Consider the following 15,555-nt stretch of genomic DNA (forward strand, 5'->3'; position numbering starts at 1 on the left):
TGGGTTGCGGCGTTGCGTTAACGGCGCGACACACCCTAGGTTTGAAGACGATCTCCCAGATACCATGTGAAAATCAGCGGAGCGGAGGCGAGTGTCAGACGGTCCATCGCCTCACCCTTTCACCGCGCCGGCGGTCAACCCGCTAACGATCTGGCGTTGGAAGAACAAAACCAGGAAGAACAGAGGCACCATGGCGCTCACCACCGCCGAAACGGCAAACATCACGTTGCCCTGTTCGCGTATCTGGGTAAGGAAGCTTGCGATTTTGGGCACCATCGTCTGGTTTTCCGAACTCAGAAGCATCGAGGTAATTGCAAAGTCATTATAGGCCAGAAGGAAAGAAAATAGCCCGGTCGTAATGACGCCCGGCCACATGACCGGAATTATCACATGCCAGAACGCCTGGAACCGGGTGCAGCCATCGACCATAGCGCTTTCGTCCATATCCTTCGGGATGTTCAGGAAGAACGAGTGCAACATCCAAAGCGTAAACGGCTGATTAATTGCGACCAGTACGACGATTGTGGTCGAGAGTCGTCCCCACAGGTTCCATTCGAAGAATGGCAGCAGGTAGCCTGAGACCAGCGTGATATGCGGCATGGCCCGAAACACGAGTGCTGCGATCAAAAGCCAGAATGCGTAACGATATCCGGAACGCGCCAAGGCGTATCCGCCCAAGGTTCCAAGCGTCAAAGAAATAATGACTGTGCAAACAACGACAATCGTGGTGTTCAGCACATTCCGCCAGAACTCTTCCTGAATCCAGGCGCCATGATATCCGTTGCCTGTGAAGCTGCCGCCGGTTTCGGACAGGGTATAGACCCCATAGATCGCGTTCCGCCAATCGGCCTTGGAAAAGAAATCGCCCTGAACCTTGAAAGATCCCCAGACCGTCCAGACAAACGGCCCGATCGCGATCATCAGCCAGAAGATGATCATCGAGGTCGCGAACCACGTCAGCAGACGCGGTGATTTGTTAGCCGCTGACGCCATCACACCGCCCTCCGGTTAAAGTCCCGCCAGGTCTTGATCAGCACTGGTGTCAGCAGGATGGCAACGCCGAGGATTGTTAGCATCGAAGTCGCTGCGGCCGAGCCGAAGAGTTTATCCTGCCCCGAAAGGTCGTTGTAGATGATCCAACTGAGCGATCTGGCCTTGGCTTCGGCCGAGAAGGACACGATGGGTTCAAGGACGCGGAAATTGTCCATCAGTTGCATCAAGGTGATGAAGACCAGAAGCGGCATCATGTAGGGAACGATGACATAGCGGACCTGTTGAAACCTGCTTGCCCCGTCGATCTTCGCAGCTTCGAGAGTATCCGTGGGAACCGTCTGTAACCCCGCGTAGAACACAACGAAGGCAAAGGGCGTCGAATGCCAGACGCCGTAGACCATCAGCATGATCCAGGTGAGCGGTGCCGAAGCTTTCAGGCTAAGATCAGGATCGTCAAAGATGATCTGCAGCGTAGCCCCGATGATGCCGTCTGCGTCTACCATCCAAAAAAGGATCAAGCCCCCGATCAGAGGCGTCACGATCATCGGCAAGAGCGAGGCAAAGATTGTCGGCCCCTTGGTGACTTTTGGAAGGCGGTTCACACCCAGAGCTATCAATAGACCAAAGACGATCACCAACGGTGTGACGACGAAGGTATAGGCAAGCGTGAAGAAAAGCGCCTTGTAGAACGGCAGGTTGTAAACCCCCGAGATGAATCCCCCGAAAGATTCAGATGCTGACCAGATCCCGCTCACTTCGTCAAAGGCCAGATGCCCACGATTTGTGTAGGTTCCCAAGCCGTTATAACGCCCGAGAGGTGCGTCGACCTTCAACGCGTCGGTTGCTTCCAGATCGACCTGTAGAATCGTGGTACATGTGAAGGGCCCGCAATTCTCGACCTCACGCATGACCTGTTCATGTTCAACAAAGAACGACTGCATCGCTACCGACACGATCGGCAGGGCAATGAACAGGATCATTGCCAGGAATGATGGCCAGATAAATCGTGCAAAAGTTCCGTGCGGCATAGCGAAAACCCGACAAAGTTGTGCGCGGCGCTGAAAGAGCGCCGCGCACCATTTGAGTGTTTACTTGAGGAACCCTTGTTCCTTCGCAGCAGCGGTATAAGCCGCCTCGATGTCAGCTAGGGTTTGTTCAGCGCTTTCGTTGCCCTGCAGGAAGTCTGGCACCTCTTGGAAAAATGCCGAATGCAGAAGCCCCATGTAGGGCAGCATCGGATAAGGCTCGGCACCGGCACCTGCGACGGCCGCGACGCCCTCAGCAGCGACGCCAGGTTTGTAGCTTTCCATCAACCAAACGGCCTTGTCGTTATTAGCCATGACCATGTCATCAGAGATGCCATTGACCATCGCAATGAAAGTAGCTTCGGCATCTTCATCGCTGATATTCGCGGCGATGGTGAAACCGTCCCACCAGAGCGATGACGCTGGCGTCGAACCGCCCGCAACAGTCATCGCACCGGCAGGCATCGTCGCCGCAACGATTTCAGGTGTAGAACCCTCGTCGTCGAGCAGACCACCCACCGACGATCCCCAGATGACAGCAATTGCTAACTCGCCCGATTCCCAAAGCGGCACGACTGCGCCAGTATTGTAGGTCAGGAAGTCAGGGTTGGAATATTCCATCAGCGATTTCAGCATGTTCAGCGTCGCGACGCCTGCTTCGTTGTTGATGGACACCTCAGCCGTGCCGGGCTTGAAAAATTCGCCGCCGTGACCGAGATACATGTTCACGACCTCTTCGCCGAGGTTCCAATCCGATTTGGTCAGCATTGCGAAAGGGTATTCCATGATGCCAGCCGCGCGGATGGCTTCGGCAACATCAAGCACCTCTTCGTAGGATGTCGGCACCCCTTTGCCGACCTGGTCAAGAATGTCCTGGCGCACGATCAGATGCTGTGCATTGGCCATGAAGGCAATCGCCATGATCTTACCATCAACACGAATTAGCTGGTTTGGTTGCAAATTCTGACCGTGCTTGGCGACGAGATCATCCAGCGGGCGTATCAGCCCATCATTCAACAAAGGAACGATGGACGAGTTCGCTACGATTTTAGTCGTATACTCAGCCGGATTGGCCGTGAGCGCTGCAACCTGTATTTCATTGTGCTTGGTCGAGTGGTTCTTCGAGAATTCCGCCCCCTCTCCGACGCACGCTTCGGCGTTATCGACAACCGCATGCAGCGCTGGAAAGTCGTTGGCAAGGATTCTGACGCTTCCGCTGGTAACCGGACAATCAGCGAACGCAGCCCCGACCGTCATTCCAAGCGCAGTTGAAGTAACTGCCAGACGAGTGATGATAGACATGTTTTTCTCCCTGGGTTCGACCTCGTTGGGTCAGCTTAGAAGCAGATACGAGCAGTTTGGTCGCTCGACATCGCATACGTATGCGATGTCGACTATACTCGATTCTCTTAAAATATCAAAACCTCAATCCAATCCGGTCAGCAGGCGTTGTCGCGCAATAAGATCGACACCTAATTGTTCAAGAAAGTGCAGATGATCAATGAAGTTCCAATTTTCAGCGATTTTGTCACCCTCCCGCCGATAGAGGTCGACAACGCGCATCGTCGCCTTCTTCTCGGACTTCGGGGCAAGCCCGATATATCCCCCAAGCGAGGTCACATCAAATGTGGGCCAACCGAAGAATCCACCATAGTGGCCTTCTGCGAACTCCGTTCGGTGACCGAAAAAGTCGCCCCACTTCAAGCCTTCTTCGAAGGGAACGCAATGCTGCTCAAGATAGCGTTCCTGGGTGTAGGGTGCACCGATGCCGCCTGGCCCCCACCAGATCATGTCTTCCTTCCAATCCAACGACAGATCCGTGTTTGTTGTGTGAACATCTTCCGCCAGCAAACGGTCGATCATCCTGAGAAACAGCTTCAAAGTCTTTTCGCCTTCGCTCGAAGGTTGGCTGTTGAAAAGCAGGCCGTCATGCGTGCGCGGCCCGGGCGTCACCATCGTCGCGGCGGTCGACGGCGGAAGTGCTACGGCCCGCACCTGCGCCATCAGATTCAGCACATCCAGGAACATCGTTGTTTCGGTTATCTTGCCGTCCACGACCAGGCTGAATTCTGCGTATCTGAGCATTGTTGACTGTCGGGTCGGACGCATTCCGAGAAACGGCTGATCGAACAGACCAAGAAGGTGCCCCATAGAAGCAACCCAAACGCCAGGTTCATCGCTCAGGTGATTGTAGCCTGCAAAAAATATGTCCGGTCTGCGTTGAAGGGGAGAAAACGAACTTCGCAATGGGCCCCAAAAATTCTTGTCGGCATCTTCGGCGCCGACGCATTCCCGGAACGGTGCAGTGAACTGAAAACTGCAATTCGCGCTGGTTTCGACCGAAAGCCCTTCAGCAAGCGCAAACTTCGGTGCAGTGTCTATGTGCCGCTGATGCGACAAGACTGTCTTCTTGGCTGCGTCTAATGCGCTCTCACGTCGATCCATTGGTGCCCTTTTCTCTACAAATTACCGCTTTCACTCTATCCCAAAAGAACACCCTGAAAATGGTATCAACACCAACCTTACCTGAAAGGGACTCCCGTCAGCTTTGGTGGACGATAGGGAAGAGCATGCGCCACGACTTCACGCATGATACTAGCTTCTAATTTCCACATTGAACTAGGCTGAGAGAATAACCGCATCAAATTTTTGGATCCCGTTGTGGCGCTTTCCCTGCTTTCGCGATGCTCACTAAGGTGGACCTCGGGTCGCGAATGCCGATCTTCTGCATTGTCCGCGACCTATGAATTGATGATTCCAGATTTGCTGCGATATGTTTAAACGGCCGGTTTTCTCGCCGCGTTGCGACCGTCTAAATTCAGCAACAGCAGAAAAATCCGCGCTGCGTGCGCTCGCAGCAAGAACAGTGAACTCACAGGAAGGGCTCACTGCCGCCGAATGCATCGGCAGAAATGTTGTTCTCCGCAGACTTCCGAGAGCAGGCATACACTCCGCTTGTAAGATTACAACGTCAGCGCGGTGCAGATGTCTGGGCGTGGGGGGATCGGAGGGCAAAACATACAAAGAGTTCAACTTCCCGCTGTCACCCCGAAACGCAAAGCTTGAAACAAAGGCCGGATTCTCGGTCAGAAACGACCGCTCTTGCCGAAACAGGTCAGGACGATCCCCGTGCGCGGCTCAAACTAGCGGGCTACCTGCGCGATCTTGCGCTGTTCAATGTGGCGATTAGTAGCAAACTTCGCGGATGCGATTTGGTGAAACTGGCCGTCACCGACTTGGTGAGGGATGATCGCGTTCGCGGACGCGTGTCCGTTATCCAAGGCAATACTAAGCGGCCCGTTCAGTTTAAGCTCTCTGAAAACACGCGAATGCCATTGCCTCTTGAACCAAGGCTACCCCGTGCGACTTGATGATTAACCTCAGAAAAACTCGCGAATAAAGTCAAAGGCTCACGGCAGCTCTCCAAAAGAAAAACAGCGGCCCGTTAGAGCCGCTGTTTTCCGAATTTCAGTTCTGTCCGGATCAATCCAGTGTCCGGGTGACCTCTTCGCGCTCGAAGATTTCGATGACGTCTCCGGCGCGGATATCGTCATAGTTCTCGAATGCCATACCGCATTCCTGACCCGACTGAACCTCGGCCACTTCGTCCTTGAAACGCTTCAGCGTCTTCAGCGTGCCTTCGTGGATCACCACGTTGTCGCGCAGCAGGCGGACACCTGCGGAACGACGCGCCACGCCTTCTGTAACCAGACAGCCAGCAACCTTGCCAACGCCTGTAACCTTGAAGACTTCGCGGATCTCGGCATAACCGATGAACTTTTCGCGGATCTCGGCGCTCAACAGGCCTGATGCGGCGGCTTTCACGTCGTCGACCAGATCGTAGATCACCGAGTAGTAGCGGATTTCCACGCCCTTTTGGTTCGCCGTGTTCCGCGCCGAGGCATTGGCACGCACGTTGAAGCCCAGGATCGGGGCGCCGGATGCTTCGGCCAGGCCGACATCGGTTTCGGTGATTGCACCAACGCCCGAGTGCAGCACGCGTACACGTACTTCGTCATTGCCGATCTTTTCCATCGCCTGAACGATGGCTTCGGCAGAACCTTGCACGTCCGCTTTCATCAGGATTGGCAGCTCAGTGACGTTTTCGTCTTCCTTGGCCTTCTGCATCAGCTGTTCAAGGGTGGTCGCGGCACCGGCGGCGGCGCGTTTGTCCTTGGCGGCTTGCTCACGGTAGGCGGCGATTTCACGCGCCTGCGCTTCGGTCTCGGTGACGTTCAGAACGTCCCCGGCCTCGGGCGTGCCGTTCAGACCCAGAACCTCAACCGGAACCGAGGGGCCAGCTTCTTTGACGCGCTCGCCCTTGTCGTTGATCAGTGCACGGACTTTACCGTATTGCTCACCCACAACAAAGATATCGCCCTGACGCAATGTACCGGTTTGAACCAGAACGGTAGCAACAGGTCCACGGCCCACATCCAGCTGCGCCTCGATCACGGCACCCTGGGCGGCGCGATTCGGGTTGGCTTTCAGCTCAAGAATTTCGGATTGCAACGCGATGGCTTCCAGCAGCTCGTCCAGACCCTGACCGGTGATGGCGGACACTTCGACGTCCTGAACCTCACCCGACATTTTCTCAACGATGACTTCGTGCTGCAGCAGATCGGTGCGAACCTTGTCCGGGTTCGCATCCGGCTTGTCGACCTTGTTGATCGCAACGATCATCGGGACACCCGCCGCTTTGGCGTGGTTGATCGCCTCGATCGTCTGCGGCATCACCGCGTCATCCGCAGCAACAACCAGAACCACGATATCCGTGACCTGTGCCCCGCGCGAACGCATCGAGGTAAAGGCCGCGTGGCCCGGCGTATCCAGGAAAGACAGCGTTGTGCCGCCATCGGTTTTCACCTGATAAGCGCCAATATGCTGGGTAATACCCCCGGCCTCACCCGCCACAACGCGAGCGTCGCGGATCGCGTCCAGCAACGAGGTCTTACCGTGGTCAACGTGACCCATGATGGTAATGACCGGCGGACGCGACTGCAGATCGCCTTCGCTGTCTTCGATCTCTTTGATGACGTCCTCGACGTCAGAGGCCGAGACGCGCGTGACCTTGTGGCCAAATTCTTCGATGATCAGTTCCGCAGTATCAGCGTCAATGGTCTGGTTCTGCGTGACCATCATGCCCATGTTCATCAGCGATTTGACAACGTCCGCTACACGCTCGGCCATACGGTTGGCCAGCTCGGACACGACAATCGCCTCGGGCAGCTGTACGTCACGGATAACCTTTTCCCGCTCGACCGCGCCGCCCATGGCTTTCTGACGCGCGCGCTCTTGCTTACGCTTCATGGCTGCCATCGAACGCTGGCGGTTGCCTTCACCACCGGTCGCCTGACCCAGAGTCAGCTTGCCTGAACGGCGGTTATCGTCACGGCCCTTGGTGCGCGTGCCGCGCTGTTCACGCTCGCGATCCTGCTTGCGTGGCGTTGCTGCGGGCGCAGGCTTGCTGGCCGGGCTGCGGGCGGCTTTTGGCTCTTCAGGAGTCGGGGTCGCCGCGACACGCTTAGCGGCATCTTCAGCCTCTTTGCGCTTGCGTTCTTCCTCTTCGGCCTTGGCGCGCGCGCGTTCTTCGGCCTCGCGCTGTTCGCGCTCTTTGGCCTCTAGTTCCGCACGGCGACGGGCACGCTCTTCCTCGCGCGCTTTTTCAGCGGCCTGACGCTCGGCGGCCTCTTCGACCTCACGCGCCTTGGCAGCCTGCAGCGCCTTCATCCGGCGCGCCATTTCCACGTCGGAAATCCCGGCTGGACGACGCGACGGATCACCTGATGGCGTAGCTCCACCACCGGTTTTGGCCGCACCCGGCTTGGGGACCACCACGCGTTTGCGTTTGGTTTCCACCACGACATTCTTGGTACGTCCGTGGCTGAAACTCTGTTTCACATTTCCGGGGCGCGCCCCGCCACGAAGACCCAATGTCTTTTTGCCGTCACTATCGCTCATAAAGCTTCTTACCCTTCCGCGCGGCCCTTGCCGCCGTCATCCGTTTCGCGCAAGCCATGCAGGCGCTGCGCTTCCTCTACAACACGTTTGGCGAGTCCGCCAGAGGCCAAGGCCGCATGAATCACGGTTTGGCGCCCAAATGCCGCCCCAAGTTCGTCTGCGGTCAACCAGCCGATGTATTTCCCAAAGTGCGGCGTGCTGAGTTTCGACTTGCCGCGCCCCGATCCATCGGACGCCTGAAGCAATACCTGGGCCTCATCCCGGTCCAGCATTGCCTTGACCTTTTCATAGCCAGCAACCGCATCACCGGACTTGCGCGCGAGGCTCAAAAGCTCGATCACGCGCCGCGCAATCTGCTTTTCAACCTCATCGGCCAGATCCTTTGACACAGTGACCTGCGCCTTGAACCCCCGCGCGAACAATTTCTTGCCGATGGCTTTGTCCAACGCGCTGCGGTCGGCCGAGACATAAACACCGCGCCCCGGCAGTTTTGCCGCGACATCAGGAAAGACCTGACCGTCTGGCCCGACCACAAAGCGGATCAGCCCATATCTAGGCTGAACCTCGCCAGTGGCAATGCACTTGCGTTCGGGTCCGTCAGACCGATCCTTATGGACGCCACCGCGACCCATGTGCGCCACCCGAAGCCTGCGATCAGGCCTCGGCTTCCTCGTCGGCCGCTACGCCGTCTTCTTCAGCCTGCTCCAGTTCGGCAGGATCAACCCAGCCCAACATGATGCGTGCGGTCATGACCAGATCCTGCGCCTCTTCCAGCGTTATGCCAAAAGGCTCCAGAACGCCGTCATCCTTGATACGCTCACCATCAACTGTGGTCCAACCACCAGCCAGTTCCCAGTCAGCGCAGGTGGCAAAATCTTCCAACGTTTTCACGTCGTCCTTGGCCAGCGCCTCTACCATCTGGGGTGTCAGACCTTCGAATTCAATAAGGCTGTCCTCGACACCCAGCTCACGCGCTGCATCCAGCGCCGCTTTGGCCTGTGCTTCCAAGTGTTCACGCGCACGGGTCTGCAGTTCCTGCGCGGTGCCATCGTCGACGCCGTCAATGACCAACAGCTCGTCGAGCTCGACATAAGCGACTTCTTCCAAGTTGGTAAACCCTTCCGAGACCAGCAGCTGCGCAAAGAACTCGTCCAGATCCAGGCTTTCCATGAACAGGCTGGTGCGGGCTTCGAATTCTTTCTGACGGCGCGCCGATTCTTCGGCTTCGGTCATGATATCAATGTCCAGATTGGTCAGCTGGCTGGCCAAACGCACATTCTGACCGCGACGGCCAATGGCAAGGCTCAGCTGTTCTTCGGGAACCACAACTTCGATCTTGCCCGCTTCTTCATCCAGAACAACCTTTGACACCTCGGCAGGCTGCAGCGCGTTCACCAGGAAGGTGGGCTGATCTTCGTTCCATGGAATGATGTCGATCTTTTCGCCCTGCAGCTCATTCACGACGGCCTGCACACGGCTGCCGCGCATACCAACGCAGGCACCGACAGGGTCGATCGAGCCGTCATAGGAAATGACAGCGATCTTGGCGCGCGATCCGGGATCACGGGCAACAGCTTTGACCTCGATGATGCCGTCATAGATTTCCGGCACTTCCATCTTGAACAGTTCAGCCATGAATTCAGGCGCGGTGCGCGACAGGAAGATCTGGTGGCCACGAACCTCGCGGCGAACTTCCTTGATATAGGCGCGCACACGGTCATTGGGGCGATAGCTTTCGCGGCCAATCTTGTCGTTGCGGCGCAGAACAGCCTCGGCACCGCCCAGATCGACGATGACATTGCCAAACTCTTCGCGCTTGACCGCTCCGTTGATGATGGTACCTGCGCGATCCTTGAAGTCTTCGTACTGGCGATCGCGCTCGGCTTCGCGGACCTTCTGCAGAATCACCTGCTTGGCGGATTGCGCCGCGATCCGGCCCATTTCGACCGGAGGCACTTCTTCGACATAGACGCTACCGACTTCCGGCGCTTCCATGTATTGCTTGGCCTGCTCGACGGTCATCTCGGCCTGATAGTTCTCAAGCTCCTCATCTTCAACCACGGTGCGGACACGGGTAAACGTCGCCTTGCCGGTCTTGCGGTCGATGCTGACGCGGATATCCATCTCGGCGCCGTAGCGGCTTTTGGCGGCACGGGCGAGCGATTCTTCCATCGCTTCGACAACCAGACCGGGGTCGATCATCTTTTCGCGGGCCACGGCCTCGGCGGTCTGCAGCAGCTCCAGCTGGTTGGCTGAGGTGATTGCCATCAGTTCGTCTCCTCTTCGGACCCTTCGGTCTCAATCTCGTCGAAAGCGTTTTCGTTCAGGGCACCGGCGTCCTTGCGCTGGCGCAGCATCTCTTTGATCAGATCATCGGTCAGGACCAGCTTGGCATCGCTTAGCCAGTCAAACTGCAAGCCGATGGTGATCGTCTCATCTCCCTCGGAGATATTGATCAAAACCTCATCACCTTCGGTCCCGGCCAGCTCACCTTTGAAGCGGCGACGGCCGTCGATCAGTTCGGCGGTTTCAATCTTTGCCTCATAGCCCTCGAACATCTCAAAATCCTTGAGACGTGTCAGAGGCCGGTCGATGCCGGGGCTGGACACTTCCAGCGCATAGGCGTCAAGGATCGGATCTTCGACATCCAACGTGGCACTGACTGCGTTCGATATCTCGGCGCAATCATCCACTTCGATGCCACCATCGGGCTTGTCGGCCATGATCTGCAAGGTGGTCTGCTTGCCGCTCATCAGGCGGATACGGACCAGCTCATACCCCAGATCTTCGATCACTGGGGTGATGATCTCGGCCAGTCTCCGATCGATGGCAGCTTTGGCTATCAATTCGTTTGTCATCAGCTACTCTACCCTGTCAGTCGGGCACAAAAAAACGGGCGCGCGGCCCGTCGAAATTCCCGGTGGAGCCCCAGACCAGAAGTCTGACACGCCGCTGTTGCAACTGCATATACGCGGGGTTTCCCGAGTCTGCAACCCCCGGCAGGAACCCTGACCGGAATTTACGCCAACCACCACCGTTCAGCGATGCGTCCGTCGTCCAGCGCGCGCGCGCCGCCGATCTGCTGGGGCATACCAACATGAGCAGCAGCAGCCAGCGCAATATCCGATTCGCTGGGGTGAAGGCGCAGACCGCGCAGTCCATTCAAGCCTTCGGATGATGGCAGGGCAGCAATATCCACATAGCCATCCCGCAATGCTTCGGCCCGGACGCGGGCATCAGGAATGACGATAATCTCAAAAGCATCCGCCCAGCCGGTCTGAGTGCTCTTATAATGGTCAACGACTTTGCGGCCCAGAAAGTGGCGATCATCCTCAGCCCGTTCGACACGGTAGCATCCGGTGCCATTGGCGATCTGCAGCGGTTTGACGCTCTGACCAGCCCGCGGGATGACAAATTGACTTTCGGCCAGCAGGAAAGGCAGGCCGGGATTAGGCTTGGCCAGTTCAAGGTGCAGCCGGTTAGGGGCCAGCGCTTCGGCGCGCCCGACTTCGGCCAAAACCGCCATCACATCAGCGATATCCAATGCTACGCCGTCGTGGAACACCGCATCATCGCGCAGATCAAACGTCCAGATCCGGGCATCCGTATCGGTCTGCCATCCTGTTGCCAGCTCACCTCGCAAGGTACCGTCCGGTGCGATTTCGGTCAGCGTGTCAAACACCGCCCCCCGTGCAACCTGTTCAAGACTGTCGTCACGCGGCACCGCAAGCCGCAGGGTTCCACCCGGCTTGGGCGTATTCGCCAGTGACGCACCTGTTGCGGCCAACAGCGCCGCAGCGGCACCTGACGCAAACAACGCGCGGCGGTCAATGCGGGTCATGCTACCCCCTCGGCCACGCGGTTCATAATGCGGACCAATTCGGCACTGATGCCGGGTTCAGACAGGGCATGGCCCGCCTGACGGACCATCTTCAATTCGACATTCGGCCAGCGCTCGGCCAGGTTCCAGGCAGAATGCGGTGGGCAGATCATGTCATAGCGGCCCTGAACGATATGGCCGGGAATATGAGCGATCCGATCCATCTGCTCCAGAATCTGCCCGTCCTGATCAAGGAAAGCCCGATTGATGAAATAGTGATTCTCAAGCCGGGCAAAGGCGCGCGCATACTCACCCGGGCTTTCTCCGGTGGATCCGTTCGAATGGATTGACGCCAGCGCATTTTCCCAGGCGGACCAGGCCCGTCCGTACAGAACCTCAGTCGCCCGATCCCCTGAGAACAGGCGTTTGTTATAGGCCCCAATCGCATCGGAAAGCTCTGTCTCGGAGAGCAGAGCGGTGAACTTGGACCATTGCTCGGGCCAGAACTTGCCCGCGCCACCACCATAGAACCAGTCCAGCTCGGCCTGCGTTGCCAGAAACACGCCGCGCAATATCAGCCTATTCACCCGGTCGGGATGCGCCTGCGCATAGATCAACGCCAGGGTTGCGCCCCAGCTTCCACCGAAAACGGCCCAATCACTGATGTTCAACAGGGTGCGCAGCCGTTCGATATCGGCCACCAGATGCCAGGTTGTGTTGTCTGTGACCGACGCGTGCGGGCGCGAGCGTCCACAGCCTCTCTGATCAAACAGAATCACCCGAAAGACGTCCGGATCGAAATAGCGCCGCATTGCGGGGCTGCATCCGCCACCCGGACCTCCGTGCAACACGACTACCGGCAGGCCATCCGGATTGCCGCATTGTTCCATATAGATAAGGTGACCATCGCCCACATCAACCATGCGCTGATCGAACGGGTCGATCGGCGGGTAAAGATATTGCACTGCGCGCTTTTGGTCCGGGTACTTGTCCATTATGGCCCTATATAGTCCTTAAACGTAAAAGAGCATACGGAGACAGGAATGCAAGCGCATCCGAACACGGTAGACCCGTCCGAGATCGCAAAATTCGAGGCGATGGCCGCCGAATGGTGGGATCCGCATGGGAAATTCAAGCCCCTGCATATGCTGAACCCCTGTCGTCTGGATTATATCACACAGCAAATCGCAGGCGAATTTGACCGTGATCTGAAAGCCCCGCGCCCGTTCGAGGGCCTGCGCCTGCTGGATATCGGATGTGGAGGAGGCTTGCTGAGCGAACCCATGGCTCGCCTTGGCGCCGAGGTCGTGGGCGCCGATGCCGCCGAGGGCAACCTGCCCGTCGCCCGCATCCATGCCGAGCAATCGGGGCTTGGGATCGACTATCGCCACACCACTGCCGAGGCTATGGCCGCCGCAGGTGAGCAGTTTGATGTGATTCTGAACATGGAGGTGGTCGAACATGTGGCCGACCCGCTCAGCTTTCTGACTGCCACGCGGGATTTGCTGAAACCCGGCGGGCTTGAGATTTGTTCGACCATCAACCGCAACCCGAAATCCTATGCGATGGCTATCTTTGGTGCCGAGGTGATCATGCGCTGGCTGCCGCGCGGCACGCATGAGTGGAACAAGTTCATCACCCCTGACGAGTTGTTCGACCTGTTGCGTCAAGCCGGGTTGGACCCGGTGGACCGCAAGGGTTTCGTGTTCAACCCGTTACTATGGAGCTGGTCGATCTCGGACCGGGATTTGAGCGTGAATTATGTGACGGCGAGCGTGAAGCCGGGGTAAATTCTACACTACGATGAAAATAATAAGTAACTGGACAAATAAGTGGTTTCTTCCGCTCTATGATCGAAACCCGTTTATTGGAAGCGTGTTGGGCCTAGCGTGCATGTTTATTGCGCTCGTTGCGATTAGCGTGTTGATGCTTGCGATTAGAGAGATCACCGGAATAGCGATACCAATTACCGGGTTAGTATTGGCACCTCTTGTCATCATGTTGATGAAACCAATGTTTATGGTGATGTGCCTAGCGTGCGAATTCCTATGGATGAACTTTGGGGTTTACTCTCTTCTGAAAGTTAAGGGTTGCCCTAATCGTAACAGCTATGAGCCTAAGGACTAGAGAAAGTCGTCTCGCGCCTTCAAAATTCCAGTACTGGCGCAGAACATCGTTTCCCGCCCCTACTCCCCTTCCAACTGCAACCGCAAATCCCGCAGTACGGGCAGGGTGCTGCGCACCCGCTCCAGCCCCAGCTCTCCGACCACGCGATTGATCAGCGGCGCAATGGAGGAGATCGCCTGATCCCGAGCACTCCGCCCAGCGGGGCTGATGGCGACCATCTTGCGGCGGGCGTCGTCCCAGTCGGGGCGGATGTGGATATATCCGGCCCATTCCAGTTTGGCCAAGGTATTGGTCATGGCACCTCGGGTCACGTGAAACGTATCGGCTAGCTGTGCCGGGCTGCGTTCGTTGCCGACAAAGACAAGATGGTTCAAAACCGAGAAATGCGAAATTTCCATGCCCCTGGGCAGCACCCGGCTGAGCCGGTTCCGCAATAACTGGTCTGCGGTCAGGATCTCGCTGAACAGCGTGACCGCGAGGGCATTGGTATCGTTTGTCATAGTCCAGATTCTGGATCAGGGGCCGTCAAAGGGACGGACATGTGTCAGCGAAGGCACGCGGCTTCGTGCTTCTGTAACAGAACTATCATCCAAATTGAAAAAGTGAATGCCCTGATCGGTCCCTGCGTCGATGACGACCTCTCCCCATGGGGCAACGACCATGCTGTGACCGTAGGTTTTGCGGGTCTTTCCCCTGGTTTTAGGGTGTTCACCGGTCTGCGCCGGGGCCAACACCCAGCATCCGTTTTCAATCGCCCGCGCCCGCAACAGCGATTTCCAATGGGCCTCACCCGTGACCGGAGAAAAAGCGGCTGGAACCGTCAGAATGCGCGCTCCAGCCTGCGCCAGAGATGCGTATAGTTTGGGGAAGCGGATATCATAACATATACTCAGACCCACCTTGCCGAAATCTGTCTCGGCTATGACCGCCCGTGTGCCGGGACGGTAGTTTTTGGATTCCCGAAACGTCTCGGCCTCGGACACCTGCACGTCGAACATATGGATCTTGTCATACCGCGCCACGATCTGCCCCTGAGGATCAATCATGAAAGACCGATTGGCAAACCGACCATCCGCATCATGTGTTTTGATCGCCAACGAGCCGATCAAAAACCAGATCCCCAGGCTCGCGGCCTGCTCGCGCAGCCCCGCAAGTGTCAGGTCGTCTTCTTCGTATTGCAGGATTTCCCGCTGCCGTGTGGACGAGGTGGACACGCAATTCGTCACCTCGGGCGTCAGAACGAACCGCGCACCCTGCCCTGCCGCTTCGGACATCAGGGCGCGCACCGTTTTCAGGTTTTCAGCCGGATCATCCGACGAGGTGATCTGAAGCAGGGCGCTCTTCATCAGGCCGCCAGCAAACCGTCCAGCTTGCCCTGACGTTCCAGCTCATACAGGTCGTCGCATCCACCCACATGCTGCGATCCGATAAAGATCTGGGGTACGGTGCGCTTGCCACCGGCGCGCTGGATCATTTCAGGTTTGCGTTTTGGGTTCCTCAGCACATCGACTTCCTGAAACTCGACGCCCTTCTGATTCAACAGCCGTTTTGCCGCGTGACAGAAGCCACAGAGCGGCGAGGTATATATTTCTACCGATTTCATATTCCGTACCTTTGGGTTTCGCACAA

Annotated in this window: 14 protein-coding genes and 1 pseudogene; 2 read left to right on the forward strand and 13 right to left on the reverse strand. The window is 57.2% G+C overall.

Annotation, left to right across the window (positions count from 1 at the left end):
- Nucleotides 1–111: 111 nt before the first annotated feature.
- The 4 genes from AC2FJW_RS14845 to AC2FJW_RS14860 all read right to left on the reverse strand — a co-directional run bounded on the left by AC2FJW_RS14845 (nucleotide 112) and on the right by AC2FJW_RS14860 (nucleotide 4,103).
- Entirely contained in the window at nucleotides 112–993 is an 882-nt protein-coding gene (locus AC2FJW_RS14845; protein ID WP_496750480.1) for a carbohydrate ABC transporter permease, read from the reverse strand.
- A complete protein-coding gene (locus AC2FJW_RS14850) occupies nucleotides 993–2,021 on the reverse strand; it encodes a carbohydrate ABC transporter permease (RefSeq protein WP_281973841.1) in 1,029 nt (342 codons plus the stop codon). Before AC2FJW_RS14850 ends, AC2FJW_RS14845 begins: the two co-directional genes overlap by 1 nt.
- Nucleotides 2,022–2,081: 60 nt before the next feature.
- Complete coding sequence (locus AC2FJW_RS14855) at nucleotides 2,082–3,320, reverse strand: ABC transporter substrate-binding protein (RefSeq protein ID WP_496750482.1); 1,239 nt, start codon at nucleotides 3,318–3,320, stop codon at nucleotides 2,082–2,084.
- A 123-nt stretch (nucleotides 3,321–3,443) separates the two neighbouring features.
- Entirely contained in the window at nucleotides 3,444–4,103 is a 660-nt protein-coding gene (locus AC2FJW_RS14860) for an ester cyclase (protein ID WP_496709697.1), read from the reverse strand.
- A 993-nt stretch (nucleotides 4,104–5,096) separates the two neighbouring features.
- Here AC2FJW_RS14860 and AC2FJW_RS14865 point away from each other — a divergent pair.
- A pseudogene (locus AC2FJW_RS14865) lies at nucleotides 5,097–5,347 on the forward strand (site-specific integrase); the annotation flags it as partial.
- A gap of 154 nt (nucleotides 5,348–5,501) precedes the next feature.
- Here the strand turns inward: AC2FJW_RS14865 and infB are convergent.
- The 6 genes from infB to pip form a co-directional block, all read right to left on the reverse strand.
- Nucleotides 5,502–7,979, reverse strand: coding sequence for a translation initiation factor IF-2 (gene infB / locus AC2FJW_RS14870; RefSeq protein WP_496692727.1), 2,478 nt, complete (start codon nucleotides 7,977–7,979; stop codon nucleotides 5,502–5,504).
- Nucleotides 7,980–7,987: 8 nt separating this feature from the next.
- Nucleotides 7,988–8,611 (reverse strand): RNA-binding protein, encoded by a 624-nt coding sequence (locus tag AC2FJW_RS14875; protein WP_496750484.1) that lies wholly within the window; start codon nucleotides 8,609–8,611, stop codon nucleotides 7,988–7,990.
- 22 nt (nucleotides 8,612–8,633) lie between these two features.
- Nucleotides 8,634–10,247 (reverse strand): transcription termination factor NusA, encoded by a 1,614-nt coding sequence (gene nusA, locus AC2FJW_RS14880; RefSeq protein WP_271950779.1) that lies wholly within the window; start codon nucleotides 10,245–10,247, stop codon nucleotides 8,634–8,636.
- The gene (gene rimP / locus AC2FJW_RS14885) at nucleotides 10,247–10,837 is read right to left on the reverse strand and encodes a ribosome maturation factor RimP (RefSeq protein WP_496697395.1); all 591 of its coding nucleotides are present in this window, start codon (nucleotides 10,835–10,837) and stop codon (nucleotides 10,247–10,249) included. Before rimP ends, nusA begins: the two co-directional genes overlap by 1 nt.
- 161 nt (nucleotides 10,838–10,998) lie before the next feature.
- A complete protein-coding gene (locus tag AC2FJW_RS14890; RefSeq protein ID WP_496750485.1) occupies nucleotides 10,999–11,820 on the reverse strand; it encodes an ABC transporter substrate-binding protein in 822 nt (273 codons plus the stop codon).
- Nucleotides 11,817–12,794: a prolyl aminopeptidase gene (pip, locus tag AC2FJW_RS14895; RefSeq protein WP_496697391.1), complete on the reverse strand. Its 978-nt coding sequence runs from the start codon at nucleotides 12,792–12,794 to the stop codon at nucleotides 11,817–11,819. Before pip ends, AC2FJW_RS14890 begins: the two co-directional genes overlap by 4 nt.
- A gap of 48 nt (nucleotides 12,795–12,842) precedes the next feature.
- Here pip and ubiG point away from each other — a divergent pair, with 48 nt between their 5' ends.
- Nucleotides 12,843–13,589, forward strand: a complete 747-nt coding sequence (ubiG, locus tag AC2FJW_RS14900; RefSeq protein WP_496750487.1) for a bifunctional 2-polyprenyl-6-hydroxyphenol methylase/3-demethylubiquinol 3-O-methyltransferase UbiG — start codon at nucleotides 12,843–12,845, stop codon at nucleotides 13,587–13,589.
- 396 nt (nucleotides 13,590–13,985) lie between these two features.
- Here the strand turns inward: ubiG and AC2FJW_RS14905 are convergent, their stop codons facing one another.
- From AC2FJW_RS14905 to grxC, 3 genes are read right to left on the reverse strand one after another with little or no spacing between them, the layout of a single operon-like run.
- Complete coding sequence (locus AC2FJW_RS14905; protein ID WP_142638269.1) at nucleotides 13,986–14,426, reverse strand: MarR family winged helix-turn-helix transcriptional regulator; 441 nt, start codon at nucleotides 14,424–14,426, stop codon at nucleotides 13,986–13,988.
- 15 nt (nucleotides 14,427–14,441) lie between these two features.
- A complete protein-coding gene (locus tag AC2FJW_RS14910; protein WP_496750489.1) occupies nucleotides 14,442–15,272 on the reverse strand; it encodes a carbon-nitrogen hydrolase family protein in 831 nt (276 codons plus the stop codon).
- Nucleotides 15,272–15,529 carry a glutaredoxin 3 gene (grxC, locus tag AC2FJW_RS14915; RefSeq protein ID WP_142638273.1) on the reverse strand — a complete coding sequence of 86 codons (258 nt, stop codon included), beginning with the start codon at nucleotides 15,527–15,529 and terminating at the stop codon, nucleotides 15,272–15,274. The genes AC2FJW_RS14910 and grxC overlap by 1 nt, the downstream gene beginning before the upstream one ends.
- Between the last annotated feature and the right edge of the window lie 26 nt (nucleotides 15,530–15,555).

The sequence above is a fragment of the Ruegeria sp. CDSA020 genome (assembly GCF_059612345.1).

What these genes read in the sequence shown, in the direction of transcription:
- AC2FJW_RS14845 (WP_496750480.1), bottom strand. Translation starts at nt 993, where the DNA reads ATGGCGTCAGCGGCTAACAAATCACCGCGTCTGCTGACGTGGTTCGCG.
- AC2FJW_RS14850 (WP_281973841.1), bottom strand. Translation starts at nt 2,021, where the DNA reads ATGCCGCACGGAACTTTTGCACGATTTATCTGGCCATCATTCCTGGCA.
- AC2FJW_RS14855 (WP_496750482.1), bottom strand. Translation starts at nt 3,320, where the DNA reads ATGTCTATCATCACTCGTCTGGCAGTTACTTCAACTGCGCTTGGAATG.
- AC2FJW_RS14860 (WP_496709697.1), bottom strand. Translation starts at nt 4,103, where the DNA reads ATGCTCAGATACGCAGAATTCAGCCTGGTCGTGGACGGCAAGATAACC.
- infB (WP_496692727.1), bottom strand. Translation starts at nt 7,979, where the DNA reads ATGAGCGATAGTGACGGCAAAAAGACATTGGGTCTTCGTGGCGGGGCG.
- AC2FJW_RS14875 (WP_496750484.1), bottom strand. Translation starts at nt 8,611, where the DNA reads ATGGGTCGCGGTGGCGTCCATAAGGATCGGTCTGACGGACCCGAACGC.
- nusA (WP_271950779.1), bottom strand. Translation starts at nt 10,247, where the DNA reads ATGGCAATCACCTCAGCCAACCAGCTGGAGCTGCTGCAGACCGCCGAG.
- rimP (WP_496697395.1), bottom strand. Translation starts at nt 10,837, where the DNA reads ATGACAAACGAATTGATAGCCAAAGCTGCCATCGATCGGAGACTGGCC.
- AC2FJW_RS14890 (WP_496750485.1), bottom strand. Translation starts at nt 11,820, where the DNA reads ATGACCCGCATTGACCGCCGCGCGTTGTTTGCGTCAGGTGCCGCTGCG.
- pip (WP_496697391.1), bottom strand. Translation starts at nt 12,794, where the DNA reads ATGGACAAGTACCCGGACCAAAAGCGCGCAGTGCAATATCTTTACCCG.
- ubiG (WP_496750487.1), top strand. Translation starts at nt 12,843, where the DNA reads ATGCAAGCGCATCCGAACACGGTAGACCCGTCCGAGATCGCAAAATTC.
- AC2FJW_RS14905 (WP_142638269.1), bottom strand. Translation starts at nt 14,426, where the DNA reads ATGACAAACGATACCAATGCCCTCGCGGTCACGCTGTTCAGCGAGATC.
- AC2FJW_RS14910 (WP_496750489.1), bottom strand. Translation starts at nt 15,272, where the DNA reads ATGAAGAGCGCCCTGCTTCAGATCACCTCGTCGGATGATCCGGCTGAA.
- grxC (WP_142638273.1), bottom strand. Translation starts at nt 15,529, where the DNA reads ATGAAATCGGTAGAAATATATACCTCGCCGCTCTGTGGCTTCTGTCAC.